Origin of the sequence: Methylobacterium sp. (assembly GCF_019750675.1) — a bacterium.
GTDB lineage: Bacteria > Pseudomonadota > Alphaproteobacteria > Rhizobiales > Beijerinckiaceae > Methylobacterium.
In genome coordinates, this window is sequence record NZ_JAIEOF010000030.1 from 1 (window position 1) to 18470 (window position 18470).

Below are 18470 nucleotides of genomic sequence, written 5' to 3' on the forward strand. Positions count from 1 at the left end.
GAGCCGGGCGCCTGCCGTCGCGAAGCCCGTCTTGCCGGCACCCCGGCAGGCCTTGCAAATCTCAGCGTGGCCAAGAGCGGCGTCACACCGGATTCCCTCTGACGCGTCGAACTCGTTGGACGGTGTGCGGGAGCGAGGCGGCGGCGCTTCACCGGGTGTGGTCGAGCCGAGCCGGCCAGGGTTCACCCTGCGTCCTGACGCACGGCCGCGGCCCGTGGGCCTCTGAGATGGGCGTGTCTATCCGGGGCGCCCGGGACCACCGCAACGGCGGGATCCGGGTTTCTTCCCCGCCGCCTGACGGCGGCTCCTCGCGGAACAACAAACCCGTCCCCCGCCGTCCTCCGCTGCGCTGCGGCCTGCCAAGGCAGGTGCGGCGCCGGGACGCCTCCGGCTCACCGACCGCCATCGAGGCCCCGACGGCGCGGCCGAGAGCACCGGAACGAGGATCATGACCATGGCGACCATCGGCACCTTCACCCGCACCGAGAACGGCTTCACCGGCAGCATCACCACCCTGACCATCCAGGCCACCAAGGTCGCGATCGTGGAGGAGAGCCGCGGCGGCGAGCACGCGCCGACCCACCGGATCTTCCTCGGCAAGGCGGAGATCGGCGCCGGTTGGGCCAAGCGCTCGAGCGAGGGGCGGGACTACATCTCGCTCAAGATCGACGATCCGAGCCTGCCGGCTCCGCTCTTCGCCGGCCTGTTCGCGGAGGAGGACGGCCGCACCCACTCGGTGATCTGGTCCCGCTCCACCCCGAAATCCGACCAGCCCTCGAAGAGCCGCTCCGAGGGTCGCTCGAACGCGCGCGGTCGCCGGAACTGAACCGAGGCCATCGCCGCCCCGCCCGGCCGGGCGGGGCCGCTCCAACGCCGCACGGAGACACGGAAATGGCTTTCGCCTTCGACACGCTCGGATATTCTAAGACCCTCCGCGCGGCCGGCATCTCGCCGAAACAGGCCGATGCGCATGCCGAGGCGGCCCGGGAGTTCATCATGCACGAACTCGTCACCAAGGACGATCTGCGCACCGCCATGGAGCTTCAGACGCTCCAGATGACGGTGCGCCTCGGGGGCATCGTCGCGGCTGGCTTTGCTGCGGGCTTCGCTGCGCTCGCGGCCCTCATCAAGCTGACCTGAAGGGCAGCTCTCAGCCGCCGCCGCGCCTGGCACGGCGCGGCGGTGGTTGGAGGATGAGGCCGGGATGAATCCCGGCAAAGGCAGTGCCGGAGTCGGAGTGAGCCGGGGCGGGGTGACGGGAGATCAGGCCGGAGAGAGGCTCCGGCGCCCGTCGCGAAAGCTCCGCCGATGGCCCGCCGCCCGTCCTCATCCCGGAAACCGTCTTCCGCGCGCGCCGACACCGCTCCAGCCCCACGCGTCGACCTGTACCAGCGCATCACCGACACCATCGTCGCCCAGCTCGAGCAGGGCCGGGTGCCGTGGGTGCAGCCGTGGGGCGATCTGCCCGGCACCGCCGCCGTCGGCATGCCGCGCAACGCGGCGACGAACCGGGCGTATTCCGGCATCAACGTGATGTTGCTCTGGGCCAGCGGCACCGCCCTGGCCTACCCGACCCAGCGCTGGCTTACCTTCAAGCAGGCACTCGGGCTCGGGGGCTGCGTCCGCCGGGGCGAGAAGGGCACGCCCGTGGTCTACGCCGACCGCTTCACCCCGGAGCAGGAGCGCGAGCGGGCGCAGCAGAACGGAGAGGAAGCGCGCTCGATCGCCTTCCTGAAGCAGTACACGGTGTTCAACGCGGCGCAGTGCGACGGCTTGCCGGAGGATCTATACGTTCCGCCCCCGCCCGCGCGCGAGGATCTGATCGAGCCGCGTTTCCGCGCGCTGATGCAGGCCAGCGGCCTGACCATCCATCTCGGCGGCCAGATGGCGTTCTACCGCCCGGCCGACGACGCGATCGTCCTGCCGCCGCCGCAGGCCTTCCACGAGCCGGTGAACTTTCACAGGACCGCGGCGCACGAGATGAGCCACGCGACGGGAGCAGCCCATCGGCTCGCCCGCGACTTCACCGGCCGCTACGGCAGCGAAGGGTACGCGCGCGAGGAGTTGGTGGCCGAGATCTCGGCGGCCTATGTCTGCGCCAGCCTCGGGATCGTTCCGACCGTGCGCCACGCCGACTACATCGCCACATGGCTGGACGTGCTGCGCTCGGACCCCCGCGCCATCGTCCAGGCGGCGGGCTTGGCCAGCCGCTCGGCCGACTGGCTGCTCGGTCACCTTCCGGCCGATCTGGCCCTCGGCGATGGCGCTACCGCCGACGGCGGCGAGGAGGGAGCGGCCTCGGCCGAGCCCGAGCGGGAGGCGGCCTGATGCGCTTCAAGTCCTGGCCCCGGCCCACACCCTTCGAGGACACGCCGCGCAAACGCGCGGCCTACCGGCGCAAGAGGGAGCGCGAGCAGGCAGCCTTGCCGCTGTTCGCCCCGGCCATCGCCGAGCGCCAGCTCTGTGTGGCCGAGGAGATGGTCCGCCGCACCGGCCAGTGGGAGCGCCAGCAGCAGGAGGGACGCCGGCAGCGGGCCGCGTCCTGGCGCCGGGTCCGCGCCCGCCTGTTCGCCCTCGAGGGCGCCCGGCGCCGCGCGATCCGGGCGCTGTGGCGGGTCTGCCCGTATCCGGCCGACCCGAGCTACTTCGGCACCCTGCTCCATGAGATCGCGACCGGCCGGATCGATCCGGAGCGGCCGCCTTGGGGGGCGGCACACGCGCTGAATCCCCGCACGACGCCGAACCCGGCGGGCTTCGCCGAGGCGTTCCGGCAGATCGGCCAGCGCACGGTCGGCGGTGGCCGGAAGACCGTCGGCGCCGACGAGCGGCTGTTCTGCGGCAATCTCGGCTCGGGAATCCTGTTCCTGACCACGCGCGTACGGCTGATCGAGCCGAATGAGAGCTTCTACACCTCGTCGAGCCATCGCCTGCGCGACAGCCATGTCGGGAGCAGTGGGCATTGGGCCGACATCGAGGTGCGCGGCCCCTGCTCGGATGAGGAGTTCCGCCGGATCACCCGGTTGGCCCGGGCTGCCGACACCCGGCCGGTGGTCATGCGGCGCATCGACCCGATCGCCGGTCGGCCCGGCCGGGAGATCGAGCGCTCAGCGCCAACGGTCACTGGCGCTGACGCCGATCTTCCGGCCTTCCAGGCGCGCCAGTTCGATCGCGACCTGCGTCCAGAACCAAATCCGCCGTCCGAGCGGGCGCCGGGCCCGATGGCGGGCGATGTAATAGGCGTTGCTACCATGGCGGCGAAGCAGGACGCGGGCTCGTGCCCGTACCCGGGTCCATCGCCGAACCCGCCGCCGTAGCGGACACTTCATGATCGTAGCGCAGGCGCGGATCAAGTGCCTGAATCCGAGGGCGCGCTGTCCGGAGGGCGCCAGCCAAGAATGTCGAGAATACGACCTAAATTGAGCAATGAACGAGTAAAGTAAGGCTCGTGCTTGCGCTGGTCGTGCTCAGACTTGATCTGTAGGTAGACGCTTCCAAGCTCGGTGAGATCCAGCGGACGAGCTTCGGCGGGATCTTGTGACGGCTCCATCGGCTGCCCCACCGCAGGCCCGTGTCCGCGGTACGCCCCCGCAAACGAGCCTCGACCACCCACAGCCGGGGAGTTGGAAAACCGTGACAAGACGGTCCCTACGACCTTTAGCACCGGGGCGCCTGGACATGCGTCGCAGGCTCCCCGACCCGAAGGGTCAAGGATTCCGGTGCCGCAACGGCCGGCACCAACCGCTTGTCATGGGGTTTCCACGCCCCAGGGCGGCGCGTACCGCCCCGCGACCATGATAGGCGCCTGCCCGGCCTCATTCCAAGAGCCAGAGACGAGCTTTGCCGGGTAGAAGGATCGTCAAGGCCGAGAGAGAGGCTCTCGGTCCCGCGATCCCGAGGAGGCCGACATGCCCCAGGCATCGCACTTCACCATGACCCTCGACCTTGCGGTCCAGGATCGCTGCGCCGTTCTCGAAGCGGCGGCCACGCATTTGACCCGCATCGGTACGGTCGCGTCGGTCGAGGCGGCCCGCGCCCATCTCGCCGACGACGTGCCGAAGGCCCTCTCGGTCCTGATCGGCCTGCGCAACCTTGCCTGGGCCGGAGTCACGGCGACGAAGATCGACTGCACGCCCAGCGAGGCCGAAGGCGCCGCCCAGGGCGGGCTCTGAGACGATCGGCAGACCGATCCGGCCTCCCTCCGAGCACGAGGGAGGCCCTTCGCCCGTGCGGGATCGCCGCGGCGAAGGAGTGAACCATGGCCGAGTACGTGATGACCACCGTGACCATCGGGGGGCTGCTGAGGGGGCAGGGGGCGGTCGAGGCGCTGATCGAGGCGGCGGGAGCGTATTTCGAGGACGCCGAGATCGGGGTCCGCGACGCCCTGGCCAGGGGCAGCAGCATCACGTTCGAGGCCCTCCAGAATTTCGGAAACACCCCCGACCTCGACGCCTTCTGCCGGGCGCACGGCCTGACCTGGCATCGGTCGTGGGTCGCCCAGGTCGGGCAGTTCGGGGCCGGTCTGGAATACTGGCGCCCTGGCCTGGCGGGGCCGCTCGAGGAAGCCGCCGACGAGGGCGGCACGCCGATGATGACGTTGGCGGCCCTGAGGCGCTGCCACCAGGGCGGTCAGACCCTGGCCGAGTTGATCGATCGTCTCGGCCAGGCCGACGCCGCCACCGTCCCGCCTCTGAGCTTGGCGGCGGACAGCGCCTGATCCGGCTCGGCCCGGCCCCGCGGCTCCCCTCCCAGAGGCAGAGGGGGGCTTCGCCTGCGTGAGGGTTTCGAGGCTGGGAGAGAGGTTCCCGGCCGCCCGCACACAGGGACGATGCCACCATGACCAGCCCGAAGGCCACCACCAAGACCGCCGCCAAGATCACGCTGACCGAGGCGACCGCGATCCCGTTCGAGAAGCTGTCCCTGAGCCAGGCGAACGTGCGCCGGGTGGCCGGGGACATGAGCATCGAGGACCTGGCCGAGGACATCGCCCGTCGAGGCCTGCTCCAGTCCTTGAGCGTGCGCCCGATCCTCGACGAGCAGGGCCAGGAGACCGGTCGCTACGAGGTGCCGGCCGGCGGCCGTCGCTTCCGCGCGCTCGAGCACCTCGTGAAGACCCGGCGCATGACCAAGGGCATGAAGGTTCCCTGCATCGTCCGCCCGGCCGACAGCGCGATCAGCGCGACCGAGGACTCGATCGCCGAGAACGCCATGCGCGAGGCCCTGCACCCACTCGACCAGTTCCGGGCGTTCAAGGCGCTCGCCGACGGCGGTATGCCCCTGGCCGACATCGCCGCCCGGTTCTTCGTGTCGGAGAAGATCGTGACCCAGCGCCTGCGGCTGGCCGGGATCAGCCCGGTGCTGCTCGACGCCTATGCGGCCGGGGAGCTGACCCTGGAATGCCTGATGGCGTTCTCCGTCACCGAGGACCAGGAGCGCCAGGTCAAGGTGTGGGAGGCCCTGTGCAAGCGGGGCGGGGTGAGCAACTGGTCGATCCGGCAGGCCCTGACCGATCGCACGGTGAGCGTGGGGGATGCCCGCGCCCGCTTCGTCGGCGAGGAGGCCTACGTGGCTGCTGGCGGCACCGTCCTGCGCGACCTGTTCGCCGAGCGCGGCGACGGCTGGTTCCAGGATGCGGCCCTGCTCGACCGGCTGGCCGAGGAGAAGCTGGCTGCCGTCGGCGCGGAGGTGGCCAAGGAGGGCTGGAAGTGGATCGAGGTGTCGCTGTCGCTGATGACGGGGCGCACCTACGGCTTGCGCATCCTGCGGACCCGCTCCGAGCTGAGCGAGGCCGAGGAGGCGGCCTTCGAGGCCGCGGTCGCCAGCTACGACGCGCTCAACGACGAGTACGGCTACGGCGACGACCTCCCGGACGAGGTCGCCGAGCGGCTGGCCGCGCTGGAGGCCGAGATCGCCGAGTACGAGCTGCGCTCCACCATCTACGACCCGGCCGACATCGCGATCGCCGGGGCCTTCGTCAGCCTCGACTACGATGGCCGACCGACGGTGAGGCGCGGCTACGTCCGGCCGGAGGACGAGCCCGTCGCAGCCCCGGAGAGTGAGGCCGCGGCGGCGGGGGCGGACTCCGAGGCCGACGCCATCGGTGCGGGCTCCACGGAGGCTGGGGCGGATGGGCGGACCGTCCGACCGGAGCCGAGCGTGATGCGCACGATCATCACCATCGGCGGCGGCTCGGCGTCGTCGAGCCCCACGGCCGAACCGGAGGAGGCCGACCGGCCGCTCTCGGAGCAGCACCGGACCGAGCTGACCAGCTACCGCACCATCGCCCTGCGCGAGGCTTTGGCCGACGATCCCGAGGCCGCCTTCATCGCGGTCCTGCACGCCATGGTGATCCGCGTCATCGGCCTCGGCTACCGCACCGGCACCTGCCTCGAAGTCGTGACCACCTCGAGCCGGGTCGACCACACCGTGCAAGGCCTCGACGCCTTCCGGCCGGCGACCGCCCTCGATGCGCGGCGCGAGGCCTGGGCCAAGCGCCTGCCGGAGGACCACCACGCGATCTGGGACTTCCTGATCGCCCTGGCTCCGGAGGAGCGCACCGAGCTGTTCGCGCTCTGCGCGGGCTTGAGCGTCAACGCCATGCACAGCCCCTACGACCGGCGTCTCGACGCGCTCCCGCACGCCGACCGGCTGGCCCACCTCGTCGGGCTCGACATGACCCGGGACTGGACGCCGACGGCGGCCAACTACTTTGGCCGCGTGACCAAGACCCGGATCCTCGCCGCCATCCGCGAGGCCAAGGGCGAGGACACCGCGCGCCTGCTCGAAGGTCTCAAGAAGGGGGACATGGCGCGCGAAGCCGAGCGGCTGATGGCCGGAAGCGGCTGGCTGCCCGAACTGCTGCGCACCCCCGGCTTGAGCGCCGAGCCGGCAGCCGGCCAGAGCGAGACCGCCGTATCCGACAAGCCGACGGCGACTGAGGATGTCGCGCTGCCGCCGTTCCTCGGCGAAGCCGTGGAGGAAGCCGCATCCGAGCCGAGCGAGCCGCTTCCGCCCTTCCTCGACGGCGAAGACGGCTCGGCCGACGGAGATCCCGACATGGGGTACGCCATCGCCGCCGAGTGAGGGCCAGGGACGGGCGCGAGCCCTGCATTCGTGCCCGTTTCGGTCCCGATCTCCGATTGCGTCCTGCATGACCGCGTCGGGGTCGGGGTCAACGGGCAAGCCGTGGGGTTCGTCAACGACACAACCCGGCAACACCGTGAGAGATGGGCGGATGTCATGGCTACACGCTCGCAAGGCTGAATAAACCGGGTCGGTTCACGAGAGTGAGAGGAGGCCGGACGGGAGTAAGCCGACAGTTGGACAGAGAAAGTCCTGCGGGTCGGCCGAACCCCGTCAGGAGGCCGTCCATGAACGTTTCGATCCGCACGCCGCACCTCTACAGCACGGCCCTCGCGCCTTCGCCCGCGCCCGAGGCCCTGTTCCGCGCCGGCACGCGGCTCGCCGACCGGCTCGCGCAGGGCGGGGCGATCGACACCGAGGGCCTGCGGGCGACCATGGAAGCTGTCTGCGGCGGCAGCGATGCCGACGGGCTCTGGCTGTGGAAGGACGCCTACGAGGCCGGCGAGATCGCCCAGGTGCTGTTCCTGCGCCGGTTCTGGCCGGCGATCCGGGCCAAGGCCGCGACCCCGGCCGCGCGGCTCGCCTTGCTCACCCGCATCACCGCGATGCTCCCGACCCAGACGCGCCGCTCCGAGGAGAGCGAGGCGTTCCAGCAATTCTCGACGCCGCTGGCCCTCGGCTTCGTCGCCGCCCTCGCGGCCGGGCTTCGCCCGGGCGAGCGGGTGCTGGAGCCCTCGGCCGGCACCGGCCTGCTCGCGGTTCACGCCGAACTCGCCGGGGCACGCCTGCATCTCAACGAACTGGCCGCGACCCGTGCCGGCCTGCTCGCCCAACTCTTTCCGGCCGACGCCGTCACCCGGCACGATGCCGCCCAGATCCACGACCGGCTCGACGCGGACGTGATCCCGGACGTGGTGCTGATGAACCCGCCGTTCTCGGTCGCGGCGGGGGTCGAGGGCCGGTATCGCGACGCCACGGCCACGCATCTGCGCTCGGCCCTGGCCCGGCTCGCCCCCGGCGGGCGCCTGGTCGCCATCACGGGGAAGGGGTTCCGGCCGGATCGTCCGTCCAGCGCCGGGGCATTCGCGGCGATGGCCGAGCGCGGCGGCCGGCTGGTGTTCTCCGCCGGGCTGTCGGGTCGGGCTTACGCCAAGCACGGCACCACCGTCGACGTGCGCCTGTCGGTATTCGACCGGATGCCCGAGGGCGAGGCCGGGGCCCAGGCAACTCCGCTCGGCCTGTACGCCGATCCCGCCGCCCTGCTCGAGGCCGTGCTGTCCGAGCTGCCGCCCCGGCTTCGCGCGATCCCGGCGCCCGCGCCGGCCCCGCGCAGCGCCATTCCCGGCTTGGTCCGCCGGCCCGCCGTCGCTCGCCCGACGGCGCCGCGGCCGGCTCCCGCCGCCGCGGACGAGGCCGTCGCGCCGATCGCCTACACGGTGATCGAGGAACTGCCGGCGACGCTGGTGGCCGAGGCCGCCCTGTACGAGGCCTATGCGCTGGAGACCCTGCGGATCGAGGGCGCCCAGCCTCATCCGACCCCGCTTGTCCAATCGACCGCCATGGCTTCGGTGCGGCTGCCACGGCCGACCCACGCCCCGCGCCTGCCGGCGCCGGTCGTGACCGAGGGCCTGCTCTCGGAGTGCCAGCTCGAGACCGTGATCTATGCCGGCGCCGCCCATGACCGCCACCTGCCGGGCCACTGGACCATCGACGAGACCGGCACGATCCTCACGGCCGCCGCCGCGGACGCCGAGGGCGCGGCGCGCTTCCGCCAGGGCTTCTTCCTCGGCGACGGCACCGGCGCCGGCAAGGGCCGCCAGGTTGCCGGCATCATCCTCGACAACTGGATGCAGGGCCGGCGCCGGGCGTTGTGGGTGTCGAAGTCCGACGCCCTGTTGGAGGACGCCCAGCGCGACTGGCGTCATCTCGGCCAGGAGCCGCTCCAGATCGTGCCGCTGTCGCGCTTCGCCCCGGGCAAGCCTGTGACCCTCGCCGAGGGCATCCTGTTCACGACCTTCGCGACGCTGCGCGGCGGCAGCCGGAGCGGGGCGGGCTCGCGCCTCGATCAGGTCTGCGACTGGCTCGGGCCGGACTTCGACGGCGTGATCGCCCTCGATGAGGCCCATGCGCTGGCCAACGCCGCCGCCGGGTCGGGCGATCGCGGCGTGGTCGAGGCCTCGCAGCAGGGGAAGGCCGGGCTCGGCCTCCAGTACCGCCTGCCCGATGCCCGCGTGCTCTACGTCTCGGCCACCGGGGCGGTGACGGTCGAGAAGCTGGCCTACGCCCACCGCCTCGGCCTCTGGGGCGGCGGCAGCTTCCCGTTCCCGGCCCGGACGGACTTCGTCGGCGCGATGCAGCAGGGCGGCCTGGCCGCCATGGAGGTGCTGGCCCGCGATCTCAAGGCGCTCGGCCTCTACACCGCCCGTTCGCTCTCCTATGCCGGCGTCGAGGTCGAGATGCTCGATCACGCGCTGACGCCGGCGCAGACGGCGATCTACGACGCCTATGCCGACGCGTTCCAGGTGATCCACACCCATCTCGACGCGGCGCTCAAGGCCTCGGGCGTGACCGGCACGTCGGGAACGCTGAACCGGGCGGCGAAGTCGGCGGCCCGCTCGGCCTTCGAGTCGAGCAAGCAGCGCTTCTTCAACCACCTGCTCACGGCGATGAAGTGCCCGAGCCTGATCGCCGACATCGAGGCGCAGATCGAGGCCGGGCACGCCGCGGTGATCCAGATCGTCTCGACCGGCGAGGCGCTGATGGAGCGGCGTCTGGCCGGAATCCCCTCGTCGGAATGGGGCGACCTTCAGGTCGACGTGACCCCGCGCGAGTACGTGATCGACTACCTCGCCCACGCCTTTCCGACCCAGCTCTACGAGCCCTACACCGACGCCGACGGCAACCTGCAATCCCGGCCGGTCACCGACGACGAGGGGCGGCCGGTCCAGTGCCGCGAGGCGGTCGAGGCCCGCGACGGGCTGATCGAGCATCTGTGCGGGCTCGAGCCCGTGCAGTCGGCCCTCGACCAGATCCTCCACCACTTCGGCGCCGGGGCCGTGGCCGAGGTGACCGGGCGCTCACGCCGGATCGTGCGCCAGACGGGCAAGGACGGCGTCGACCGCCTCGTGCTCCAGAACCGCCCGGCCGGCTCCAATCTGACCGAGACCCAAGCCTTCCAGGACGACGAGAAGCGGATCCTGGTGTTCTCCGATGCCGGCGGCACCGGGCGCAGCTACCACGCCGACCGGAGCGCGAAGAACCGGCGCCTGCGCGTCCACTACCTGCTCGAGGCCGGCTGGAAGGCCGACGCGGCCGTCCAGGGCCTCGGGCGGACCAACCGCACCAATCAGGCGCAACCGCCGCTGTTCCGGCCGGTCACCACCGACGTGAAGGGCGAGAAGCGCTTCCTCTCCACCATCGCCCGGCGCCTCGATACCCTCGGGGCGATCACCCGCGGCCAGCGCCAGACCGGCGGTCAGGGCCTGTTCCGGGCAGAGGACAATCTGGAAGGCCACTACGCCGCCACGGCCCTGCGCCAGCTCTACTGGGCGATCGTGCGCGGTGAGATCGAGGGCTGCTCGCGCGAGACCTTCGAGGCGATGACCGGGCTGTCCCTGGTCAACGACGCTGGCTGCCTGCTCGACGAACTGCCGCCGATCGGCCGCTTCCTCAATCGGGTGCTGGCCCTGCGCATCGCCATGCAGAACCGCCTGTTCGCGGCGTTCGAGGAGCGGCTGGCCCTGGTGATCGAGGGCGCGATCTCGGCCGGAGTCTACGACGTCGGCGTCGAGGTGCTGACGGCCGAGTCGTTCACGGTCACGGATCGCGAGGTGGCCTACACCCATCCCGAGAGCGGCGCGCGCACCCACCTCCTGACCATCGCCGAGCGGCGCCGGCTGCATCCGCTCGACTTCGACGACGCCCTCGCCCTGGTCGCCGACGGCTACCGGCCCATGGTCAACGCGAAGTCCGGGCGGCCGGCGCTGATGGGCAAGGCCGCGAGCGAAACCCGGGAGGATGGTTCCGTGGTGGCGCGGGTCCGGCTGGTACGCCCGCTCCAGCGCCAGATCCTCGACCGGGACACGTTCGACCGCTCGCGGTTCGAGGAGGTGACGCCGGAGGCCTTCGCGACGGCTTGGCGCCAGGAACTCGCGAGCCTGCCTGAGTTCGAGGAACGCACCCTCTACATGGTCACCGGGCTGCTACTGCCGATCTGGGACCGGCTGCCCGGCATCGACATGCGGGTGTTCCGCCTCGTCACCGACGCGGGCGAGCGCATCGTCGGCCGGGTGGTCGAGCCCGAGGATCTTCAGGTCACCCGCGAGCGGCTCAACCTCGGCGCCGGCGCGACGATGGCCCCGGCCGAGGCCTTCGCCGCCGTGCTCGGCGGGCGCGCCAGCCTGCATCTGGCCGGGGGGCTTCAGGTCAAGCGAGCCCGCGTGATGGGCGAGGATCGGGTGGAGGTGATCGGGGCGAGCGAGGGGGCCAGAGCCGGGCTGAAGTCGATCGGGCTGTTTGCCGAGGTGATCGCCTACCGCACCCGCCTGTTCATCCCGGCCGGCGAGCGCGGGGCCGCCATCCTGGCCGGGGTGTTCGAGCGCCATGCGTTGCTGCGTTGCGTCGCCGCGTCCGCTCACGCTTAATACGCGAACCCGACGGAGGCCGACCATGCCGACCCATCCCACCGCCGCGGATCTCTCTCGCCAGCTCGCCGACAACGTCGAGGCGTTCTGCCGGCGTTACCTCTCCAACGGCTCCCGATCCGGCCGCTGGTGGTGCGTCGGCGATGCGTTCAACACGCCGGGCGAGTCGATGTACGTGCGCCTCACCGGCCCGAGCCGGGGCAAGGGTGCCCGGGGCAAATGGGCGGACGGCGCCACCGGGGAGCACGGCGACCTGCTCGACGTGATCCGTCTCCAGCGCGGCAGCGACTGGAAGGATGCCATGGCCGAGGCGCGGGCGTTTCTCAGCCTGCCCCCACCTCCGGAGATGGAGCGGGCTCGTCCGATCCCGGAGGCGCGGGACTCGACCGAGGCGGCGCGGCGAATGTGGCGTTACGGCCGGTCGCTCGCGGGCAGTCCGGCGGCGGCCTATCTGCGCTCGCGCGGGATCGAGCGGGCGCTCGGTCTGCCCGCCCTGCGGTTCCATCCGCGCTGCCTGTACCGGGCCTCGCGCAAGCATCCGGGGCCGGACACCTGGCACCCGGCCCTGCTCGCCGCCGTCACGGATCTCGCGGGCACCGTCATGGGCGTCGGCCGGACCTGGCTCGCCGCGGACGGGCGCGGCAAGGCGGATCTCCCGAAACCGCGTCGGGCGCTCGGCAACCTCATCGGCCACGGCGTGCGCTTTCCCGGCACGGTCGTGGATCTCATGGTGGCCGGGGAGGGGGTCGAGTCGGTGGCGTCGGTCCACCGCCTGATGCCCACGGTGCCGCATGTGGCCGCGCTCTCGGCCGGGCATCTCGGCGCCCTGATCCTTCCTCCCGGCCTGCGCCACCTCTACATCGCCCGCGACGCCGACGAGGCCGGCGAGCGGGGGGCGGCGATCCTGCGCCGGCGCGCCGAAGCCGAGGGCATCCTGGTGAGCGATCTGATCCCTTGCGAGGACGACTTCAACCGCGACCTCTGCCATCTCGGACCGCGCGATCTCGCCCTGCATCTGGCGCCGCAGCTCGATCCGAACCACGCGGTAAGCCACCTCCGGTTCGAGGAGGCGGCGGCGGCCTGATCCGGTCGGTCCGATCGGGGCATCCGGGTGAGGCCGAGCCGGCTGTCCCGGCCCGGAGGGAGAGCCGGCGTCCACGGCCTTCTCGAGAGGGCGACGGGTGCCGGGTCCGGAGCCTTGGGTGCAACGCTCCCGGCCGACGATTTTCCGCCGCCGCCTGACGGCGGCTTTGCATCGCGAAGCAAAATCGACGGCCTTGGAGCCGTCCTCCGCTGCGCTACGGCCCGCGCCGCCGCATCGCGAAAGGTGCGATGCGGAGGGGTGCGCGGGTGCGCCAGGCCCCGGGCCCGGCCTTGGGTCGCCACGAAGGCCGCGATGGACGCGGTCCCCGGACCCGATGGAGCCCAGCGATGCTCGACCACGCGATCCACGATCTCGATGCCGACCTGCCGACGGCCGACGCGACCCTGCTCGAGGAACTGGCGGTCACCGGTTATCGCCCGTTCGAGGAGCACGACGATCCCCGGCCGCTCCCGGCCAAGCGCGCGATGGACCAGGGGCTTCAGGTGGCGATGAGCGCCCTCGAACAGGCCTTCGCCGACACCCGTCTGGAGGACGACCTCGAGGACGTGCTGTGGGGCTTCGTCAACGTCTTCCACCGCCGCGTCGAGCAGATCGAGCGCAAGCTCGACGAGAACGAGCAGGCGCAGCGCGCCAGCCAGCGCGAGCAGGACGGCAGCGAGGTGCTGTCGGTCGAGCTGGAGCGCCTTACCGCCCTCGGGCTGACGCTGTCGGAGCGCCGCAACGCCTTCGAGTACGCCCGGGACACCGCGGCCAACCTGTTCACCCGCACCACCCGGTCGCTGTGGCGCCCGCATTCCGGGTCGCGGGTCAACCGCGCCACCATGACCGCGGCGATGATCGACTCGCGCGACTACATCAGCGCGCGGCGGCGGGCCGAGACCGAGATCCACCTGCCGCAGGGCACCCGCATCGCCTTCACCGGCGGCAAGGAGTACCAGGACGTCACGGTGATCTGGGACATCCTCGACAAGGTCCGGGCCAGGCATCACGACATGGTGCTGCTGCACGGGGGCGGCGAGGGTGCCGAACTGATCGCGGCGAAGTGGGCCGAGAACCGCAAGGTCGCCCAGGTGGTGTTCAAGCCGGACTGGAAGCGCCACAACCGGGCCGCCCCCTTCCGGCGCAACGACACGATCCTGGAGCAGATGCCGATCGGCATCATCCACTTCCCCGGCGGCGGCATCTCGGACAATCTCGCCGACAAGGCGCTGGCGAAGGGCATCCCGGTCCGGCGTGGCGTGAAGGCCGGCGCTTAGGCGCCGGCCCCCTCGGGGCCGGGGCTCCAGGCCGTTCCGCGCAACGCAGCGGCATGACGCATGTAGGCACGCTCGAAAGCCGCCTGAACGCGCGGGTCGGCCAGCAAATCCGACACAGACTCGGAGATCCGGTCGTAGTCGGTGCGAGGAATCCGCACCTCGGTGTGCTTGTCGCGGTAGATCACCAGCCGCCGCTCATCCTCGTCGCCCTCTTCCGAGAGGACGAACCCGTAGCGCTCACAGGCAATCCGATCCTCGTCACGCCGCTGGAACCCCTCGATCAGATCGCCGACATCATCGACACCGCTCGCCACGATCTGCGCAAAGCCGAGATCGACCATGATCCGCACGTCGGCGGGTTCGGCGACGGCCAGCGAGACGCGGGTGGCGTGAGCCAGCACCGACTTGAGCGGGGTCCAAATTGGTTCCGGACCCAGTGACGAAGCGGTTTCAGGCAGGGTCATCCGGCATCCTCACTGGATCGGCGGCCAGTGTCGGTTTCGTTCTCGTATTGCGTTGAGTTCGTTCGCCTCGTTCCGCAAGTGATCGAGGATGTGTTTCCGGGCACGCGGGCAGCCTGTCGATTTCCAGGTCTTGGCAAACTCGACGGTTTGGCGATGCCATTGGCCGGGACCCCTTGGATCCCGAAACACGGCGGGATCGACGCCGAGAACGGCCGCGATCTCGGCAAGAAGCTGATCGGTGGAAGTCGAGCGGGGCATGATGGACGGGTCGATAATGGAGAATGAAGCGCTTTCCCTTGGGTTGTATCACGCTCCATAGGGTCGTGCACCGTTGAGGTGGGAGCATCCCGCGTCAAGCTGGAACGACCCTCCCCAGCCGCGGAGCCTCACCTGTCGAGGGCGGTGCCGGCGGCATCCGGCGCGGGTGCCATCGCGAGGAGCGGCAGTGCGTCGGGGGGCGCCCTCCCGAGCCAGGCTGGAGGCCTGTCGAGGGTCGGAGACGGCCAGGGCGTCCCGTCCGGCCAGCGCAGTGGCCGGTCGACCCGACCCCGGCGGAACCGGCGGTGAACCGCGGCAGCGACGTTCGCCACAGCGACGGACCGTCCCAACACGATGGCGACAAGGGAACAGACGCCGTCACCGTCCGCAACCGTCCGGCCCGACGATTTTCCCCTGGCGCTGCGCGCCATTCCTCGCGGGACAAAATCGTCGGTCCGGCCGGTCCTCCGCTGCGCTGCGGCCCTTCGGGTGCGGCCGGCGCCGCCGCCTGTTTGGGGGGTCGCATCGCGCAGGGACGGTCCCGAGCGCCTCAGGAAACCCCACCGATGCCGCGCCCCACCTCGACCCTCCCCGCCCACGCCCGCCTCGCCCTCGTCACCCACGTCGCGGAACTGGAGGCCGAGCTGGCCTCGGTCTCCTGCCCGCGCGAACGCCGCACCATCGCCGCCGAGTTGAAGGCCGCCCGGAGCGCGGTCAGCCAGCTCTCCCCGGAGGGCTGAGGCCCTTCCCCCAGGGCCGCCTTAGGGCGGCCTTCGATCTCGACGGAAGAGGGGGCCTGACCCTGGTTCGTGCCTGGCGATGGCCCCGGTGGGCGCGAGCATCGCTAGGCGGGATCCGTGAGATCGTCACGCGCCGTTTCAGCGACCGGCGCACCATTCGACAGGACGGAATTCGCGACGGTCCGCGCCGCGCAAAGCGGCCAATCAGGCCGCCGCCCGCTGGGCTTGATCGGCTCCGTTCGCATCGGCGGCATTGTCCGGCCGATCCGATCCGGCGGTTGCCTCCTGCACGTCGCGGGTCTGGAAGCGATTGGCGCCGACCAGGGGCCGCATCTCGGGGCGGCGGTAGTAGATCGGACGGCCGCAGCGGATCGGCTCGACGCCGCCGACGAGCAGGATCTGCTCGTCCCGACGCATGGTGTTGATGATCTCGTCGGGCATGATGAGAGCCCGCTTCTGCAGGCTGGTCGAGGCCGACACGCTCACCCCGTTCGAGCCCTTGCCGCCGGAGCGGGCCTGCTGGCTGTAGGAGACGATCTCCTGGGTAAAATACCCGCAGCGCTCCGACAGCCACTTGGCGGTGTCGACGTCGGTGATCGCGGAAAAGCTCTGCCAGGAGGTCGACTCGAACCACGCGCTGACGGCGTCCTTGTCGCCCCATTGCTGGCGAAGCTGGCCGAGGGATTGGTACACGAGCACCATGGTGATGCCGTACTTGCGGCCGGCGTCACGGGCGACCTCGATCAGGCTCATATTGCCGAGGCGGGCCGCCTCGTCGAGGATGAAGGCGACGCGTCCGTCGATCTCGCCGTTGGCGTGATAGAGCGCGTTCATCAACCCACCGATGATGACCCGCGCCAGGCCCGGATAATCCTGAAGCGTCTGGAGGTCGAGCGAGACGAACACGTCGAGATCGTCGTCGATCAGGTCGAGGCTGGAGAAGTCGCCGCCCGAGACGATGGCGGCATATTCCTTGAACGAAAGCCAGTTGGTGAGGTCGGCCGCGGTGGCGTAGACGCCCGAGAAGGTCTGCTGCGCCATGCTCTTGAACGGGCCGAGGGCGAGCTTGGCGAACGAACCGTCATTTTCGCTACGAAGGATCAGGATCAGCCGCTCGATGAAGTCGGTTTCGGGTTCCGAGATGATCTCGCGCAGGGCGCGAAGCGTCCGAGGTCCCGTGTACGATCGGTTCAGGCAGATATGGGCCAGGACGCCGCGAATGAGCTGAAGCGCCGAGTTGCGGAAGAAGTCCTTGGGATCGTCGCGTTTGACCGGCCCGGTGGCGATCCAGCCGACCACGGCCGAGATGTCCTTCTCGGCGCTGTTCTCCCCCTGACCGATCCAGTCGAGCACGTTGAAGCCGCTCTTGGGATTGGTCGGGGTGATGCAATGGATCGGCCGCTCGACGTCCTTTCCACGGATCGAGCTGCGGTACTGAGCGAGCATCGGATGCAACTCGGTCGAGGGATCGAGCACGACCGCATTGCCCGGCCACGACAGCAGCATCGGGATGACGGCTCCGGTGGTCTTGAAGCCACCGGAGCCGGAGAACACGAGGCCGTGGGTCGAGCCGAAATCGCAGTTGAATCCCATCAACGGCTTGCGCCCGCCCGAGGCCCAGGTCTTGGGGTCGTTGGGCTTGAACACGCGCGAGGTGTTCTTCGGATCGAGATCGGGGCGGTACAGCTCGCCGAGGATCAGATCGCCTTGGGGCGGGAACAGCTCGCCGGCGAGCTTCATCGTCGCCCATTCGGCGTCGCCGTGGGCGGCGGATTTGGAGCGGATCGGCTTGCTGTAGCCGCGCGTGGTCCGCCGCACCCGAACCAGCGAAACCAGCGGGGTGATGAAGGCGACGAAGCCCGCGAACATCACCGCGCAGAACAGCCCGATATCGGCCCGGCGCAGGAGCGAGCGGCCGTCGGCCCCGGGAGCGAGGGTGACGAGACGCAGGTACTCGTCGCGCACGGTCCAGGCGATCAGGCCGATCAGAAACAGGGAGACACCGGCGGCGACGACTCGGCCGCTGTCACCCTGCCGGGTGAGCCCGGCGGCAGCGAAAAGGACCAGGGCGGGGAACGCCACTGCCGCAATTCGCAGCGCGTAAAGCATCATCGAATGGCCGGGCTCGATCACGTAGATCGACCCGACGAGCGGGGGCAGGAACGTTCCGATCGCGACATGGAGCGCGAGCCCGATCGCGACGACGAAGGCGGCGATGAACCACTTCATTTCTTGAACTCCTTGTCGCCGCGACGGGCGAAGCCCTCGACGATGTCGGGGTCACGGAGGCGCTCGGCCCCATCCAGGAGGAGGCCGAGCAGGACGTTGCTGGGGAGGTCGGCGAGGCCGGCTTTGATGACGAGGCCGCCGAGTTGGATCTTGCGGTAGGCGTCGGCGCGCCGCTCCTCATGCCGCTTCATCATCGACTGCCTCTGGAGCTTTTCCAGCGCTTCGAGATCTCTCTGGCGCTGGCTCTTCCACCTTCGATGCTCCCTCACGAAATCGGGCCACGATCGCCTGGAACTCGTGGGTCAGCTCCTCGTCGGAGATGTCGATGCCACCGATCCCGCACTTCATCGCGAGAGTTCCGAGCCGCTCGGCTTCGGCCTTGTCGTGGGCCTTCAGCTTCGCTTGTGCCGCCTCGATCTCCTTGACGAGTGCCTGACGCGACTTTGTTCTGGCCATGAATTTTGAATTCCATTGTCGGTTGCGACGTTGGAAAATTACCAGCCAGCTTACGCAGGGCAAGCCAAGCTTTCGGCGAAGAACGGGGCCCCCAAGTGTCTGTGGTGATCCAACCACACCGGCGAGCCTCACCTCCCGGCCTGGCGCGCGTCGGGGAGCGGGCTCCGGCTTCAGAACCAGAGCTGTTCACCTCCCGTCCAACCGCTGGAATTTCGGTCGCGCTGGCCGGCTCCGCCGGA

Annotated in this window: 16 protein-coding genes; 12 read left to right on the plus strand and 4 right to left on the minus strand. The window is 70.4% G+C overall.

All coding sequences use genetic code 11. From position 1 onward, the window contains the following. Positions 1–448 precede the first annotated feature (448 nt). From K2X24_RS01245 to K2X24_RS01290, 10 genes are all read left to right on the plus strand, one after another. Positions 449–826: a DUF736 domain-containing protein gene (locus tag K2X24_RS01245; protein WP_012778825.1), complete on the plus strand. Its 378-nt coding sequence runs from the start codon at positions 449–451 to the stop codon at positions 824–826. A gap of 65 nt (positions 827–891) precedes the next feature. Further along, the gene (locus K2X24_RS01250; protein ID WP_012778826.1) at positions 892–1140 is read left to right on the plus strand and encodes a hypothetical protein; all 249 of its coding nucleotides are present in this window, start codon (positions 892–894) and stop codon (positions 1138–1140) included. Positions 1141–1308: 168 nt separating this feature from the next. Next, on the plus strand, positions 1309–2328 hold the full coding sequence (locus tag K2X24_RS01255) for a zincin-like metallopeptidase domain-containing protein (RefSeq protein ID WP_012778827.1): 1020 nt from the start codon (positions 1309–1311) through the stop codon (positions 2326–2328). Next, a complete protein-coding gene (locus tag K2X24_RS01260) occupies positions 2328–3314 on the plus strand; it encodes a hypothetical protein (protein WP_012778828.1) in 987 nt (328 codons plus the stop codon). The genes K2X24_RS01255 and K2X24_RS01260 overlap by 1 nt, the downstream gene beginning before the upstream one ends. A 591-nt stretch (positions 3315–3905) precedes the next feature. Further along, positions 3906–4169: a hypothetical protein gene (locus tag K2X24_RS01265; RefSeq protein WP_012778830.1), complete on the plus strand. Its 264-nt coding sequence runs from the start codon at positions 3906–3908 to the stop codon at positions 4167–4169. A gap of 86 nt (positions 4170–4255) precedes the next feature. After that, complete coding sequence (locus K2X24_RS01270; RefSeq protein WP_012778831.1) at positions 4256–4714, plus strand: hypothetical protein; 459 nt, start codon at positions 4256–4258, stop codon at positions 4712–4714. 119 nt (positions 4715–4833) lie between these two features. Beyond that, complete coding sequence (locus K2X24_RS01275; protein WP_012778832.1) at positions 4834–7080, plus strand: ParB/RepB/Spo0J family partition protein; 2247 nt, start codon at positions 4834–4836, stop codon at positions 7078–7080. 287 nt (positions 7081–7367) lie between these two features. Beyond that, positions 7368–11723 carry a strawberry notch-like NTP hydrolase domain-containing protein gene (locus K2X24_RS01280; protein ID WP_292493946.1) on the plus strand — a complete coding sequence of 1452 codons (4356 nt, stop codon included), beginning with the start codon at positions 7368–7370 and terminating at the stop codon, positions 11721–11723. A 25-nt stretch (positions 11724–11748) separates the two neighbouring features. Then, positions 11749–12807, plus strand: coding sequence for a toprim domain-containing protein (locus K2X24_RS01285; RefSeq protein WP_012778834.1), 1059 nt, complete (start codon positions 11749–11751; stop codon positions 12805–12807). A gap of 347 nt (positions 12808–13154) precedes the next feature. Beyond that, positions 13155–14084: a DUF2493 domain-containing protein gene (locus K2X24_RS01290; RefSeq protein WP_041359116.1), complete on the plus strand. Its 930-nt coding sequence runs from the start codon at positions 13155–13157 to the stop codon at positions 14082–14084. On the opposite strand, the gene K2X24_RS01295 is transcribed toward K2X24_RS01290, so the two are convergent. After that, a complete protein-coding gene (locus tag K2X24_RS01295) occupies positions 14081–14548 on the minus strand; it encodes a hypothetical protein (RefSeq protein ID WP_080579960.1) in 468 nt (155 codons plus the stop codon). The genes K2X24_RS01290 and K2X24_RS01295 overlap by 4 nt on opposite strands. Before the next feature lie 27 nt (positions 14549–14575). Here K2X24_RS01295 and K2X24_RS01300 point away from each other — a divergent pair, with 27 nt between their 5' ends. Together K2X24_RS01300 and K2X24_RS01305 are read left to right on the plus strand one after the other, a co-directional pair. After that, positions 14576–14833, plus strand: a complete 258-nt coding sequence (locus K2X24_RS01300) for a hypothetical protein (RefSeq protein WP_012778837.1) — start codon at positions 14576–14578, stop codon at positions 14831–14833. Positions 14834–15372: 539 nt separating this feature from the next. Beyond that, positions 15373–15546 (plus strand): hypothetical protein, encoded by a 174-nt coding sequence (locus K2X24_RS01305; RefSeq protein ID WP_012778839.1) that lies wholly within the window; start codon positions 15373–15375, stop codon positions 15544–15546. A gap of 204 nt (positions 15547–15750) precedes the next feature. Here K2X24_RS01305 and K2X24_RS01310 read toward each other — a convergent pair whose 3' ends face one another. From K2X24_RS01310 to K2X24_RS01320, 3 genes are read right to left on the minus strand one after another with little or no spacing between them, the layout of a single operon-like run. Further along, the gene (locus K2X24_RS01310) at positions 15751–17775 is read right to left on the minus strand and encodes a conjugal transfer protein TraG (RefSeq protein WP_012778840.1); all 2025 of its coding nucleotides are present in this window, start codon (positions 17773–17775) and stop codon (positions 15751–15753) included. Next, positions 17772–17969 (minus strand): conjugal transfer protein TraD, encoded by a 198-nt coding sequence (locus K2X24_RS01315; RefSeq protein ID WP_041359118.1) that lies wholly within the window; start codon positions 17967–17969, stop codon positions 17772–17774. The genes K2X24_RS01310 and K2X24_RS01315 overlap by 4 nt, the downstream gene beginning before the upstream one ends. After that, positions 17953–18231, minus strand: coding sequence for a TraC family protein (locus K2X24_RS01320; RefSeq protein ID WP_012778842.1), 279 nt, complete (start codon positions 18229–18231; stop codon positions 17953–17955). The genes K2X24_RS01315 and K2X24_RS01320 overlap by 17 nt, the downstream gene beginning before the upstream one ends. Between the last annotated feature and the right edge of the window lie 239 nt (positions 18232–18470).

Excerpts from the sequence above, each read along its gene's own strand:
- K2X24_RS01245 (WP_012778825.1), top strand. The coding sequence starts at position 449 with ATGACCATGGCGACCATCGGCACCTTCACCCGCACCGAGAACGGCTTC.
- K2X24_RS01250 (WP_012778826.1), top strand. The coding sequence starts at position 892 with ATGGCTTTCGCCTTCGACACGCTCGGATATTCTAAGACCCTCCGCGCG.
- K2X24_RS01255 (WP_012778827.1), top strand. The coding sequence starts at position 1,309 with ATGGCCCGCCGCCCGTCCTCATCCCGGAAACCGTCTTCCGCGCGCGCC.
- K2X24_RS01260 (WP_012778828.1), top strand. The coding sequence starts at position 2,328 with ATGCGCTTCAAGTCCTGGCCCCGGCCCACACCCTTCGAGGACACGCCG.
- K2X24_RS01265 (WP_012778830.1), top strand. The coding sequence starts at position 3,906 with ATGCCCCAGGCATCGCACTTCACCATGACCCTCGACCTTGCGGTCCAG.
- K2X24_RS01270 (WP_012778831.1), top strand. The coding sequence starts at position 4,256 with ATGGCCGAGTACGTGATGACCACCGTGACCATCGGGGGGCTGCTGAGG.
- K2X24_RS01275 (WP_012778832.1), top strand. The coding sequence starts at position 4,834 with ATGACCAGCCCGAAGGCCACCACCAAGACCGCCGCCAAGATCACGCTG.
- K2X24_RS01280 (WP_292493946.1), top strand. The coding sequence starts at position 7,368 with ATGAACGTTTCGATCCGCACGCCGCACCTCTACAGCACGGCCCTCGCG.
- K2X24_RS01285 (WP_012778834.1), top strand. The coding sequence starts at position 11,749 with ATGCCGACCCATCCCACCGCCGCGGATCTCTCTCGCCAGCTCGCCGAC.
- K2X24_RS01290 (WP_041359116.1), top strand. The coding sequence starts at position 13,155 with ATGCTCGACCACGCGATCCACGATCTCGATGCCGACCTGCCGACGGCC.
- K2X24_RS01295 (WP_080579960.1), bottom strand. The coding sequence starts at position 14,548 with ATGACCCTGCCTGAAACCGCTTCGTCACTGGGTCCGGAACCAATTTGG.
- K2X24_RS01305 (WP_012778839.1), top strand. The coding sequence starts at position 15,373 with ATGCCGCGCCCCACCTCGACCCTCCCCGCCCACGCCCGCCTCGCCCTC.
- K2X24_RS01310 (WP_012778840.1), bottom strand. The coding sequence starts at position 17,775 with ATGAAGTGGTTCATCGCCGCCTTCGTCGTCGCGATCGGGCTCGCGCTC.
- K2X24_RS01315 (WP_041359118.1), bottom strand. The coding sequence starts at position 17,969 with ATGATGAAGCGGCATGAGGAGCGGCGCGCCGACGCCTACCGCAAGATC.
- K2X24_RS01320 (WP_012778842.1), bottom strand. The coding sequence starts at position 18,231 with ATGGCCAGAACAAAGTCGCGTCAGGCACTCGTCAAGGAGATCGAGGCG.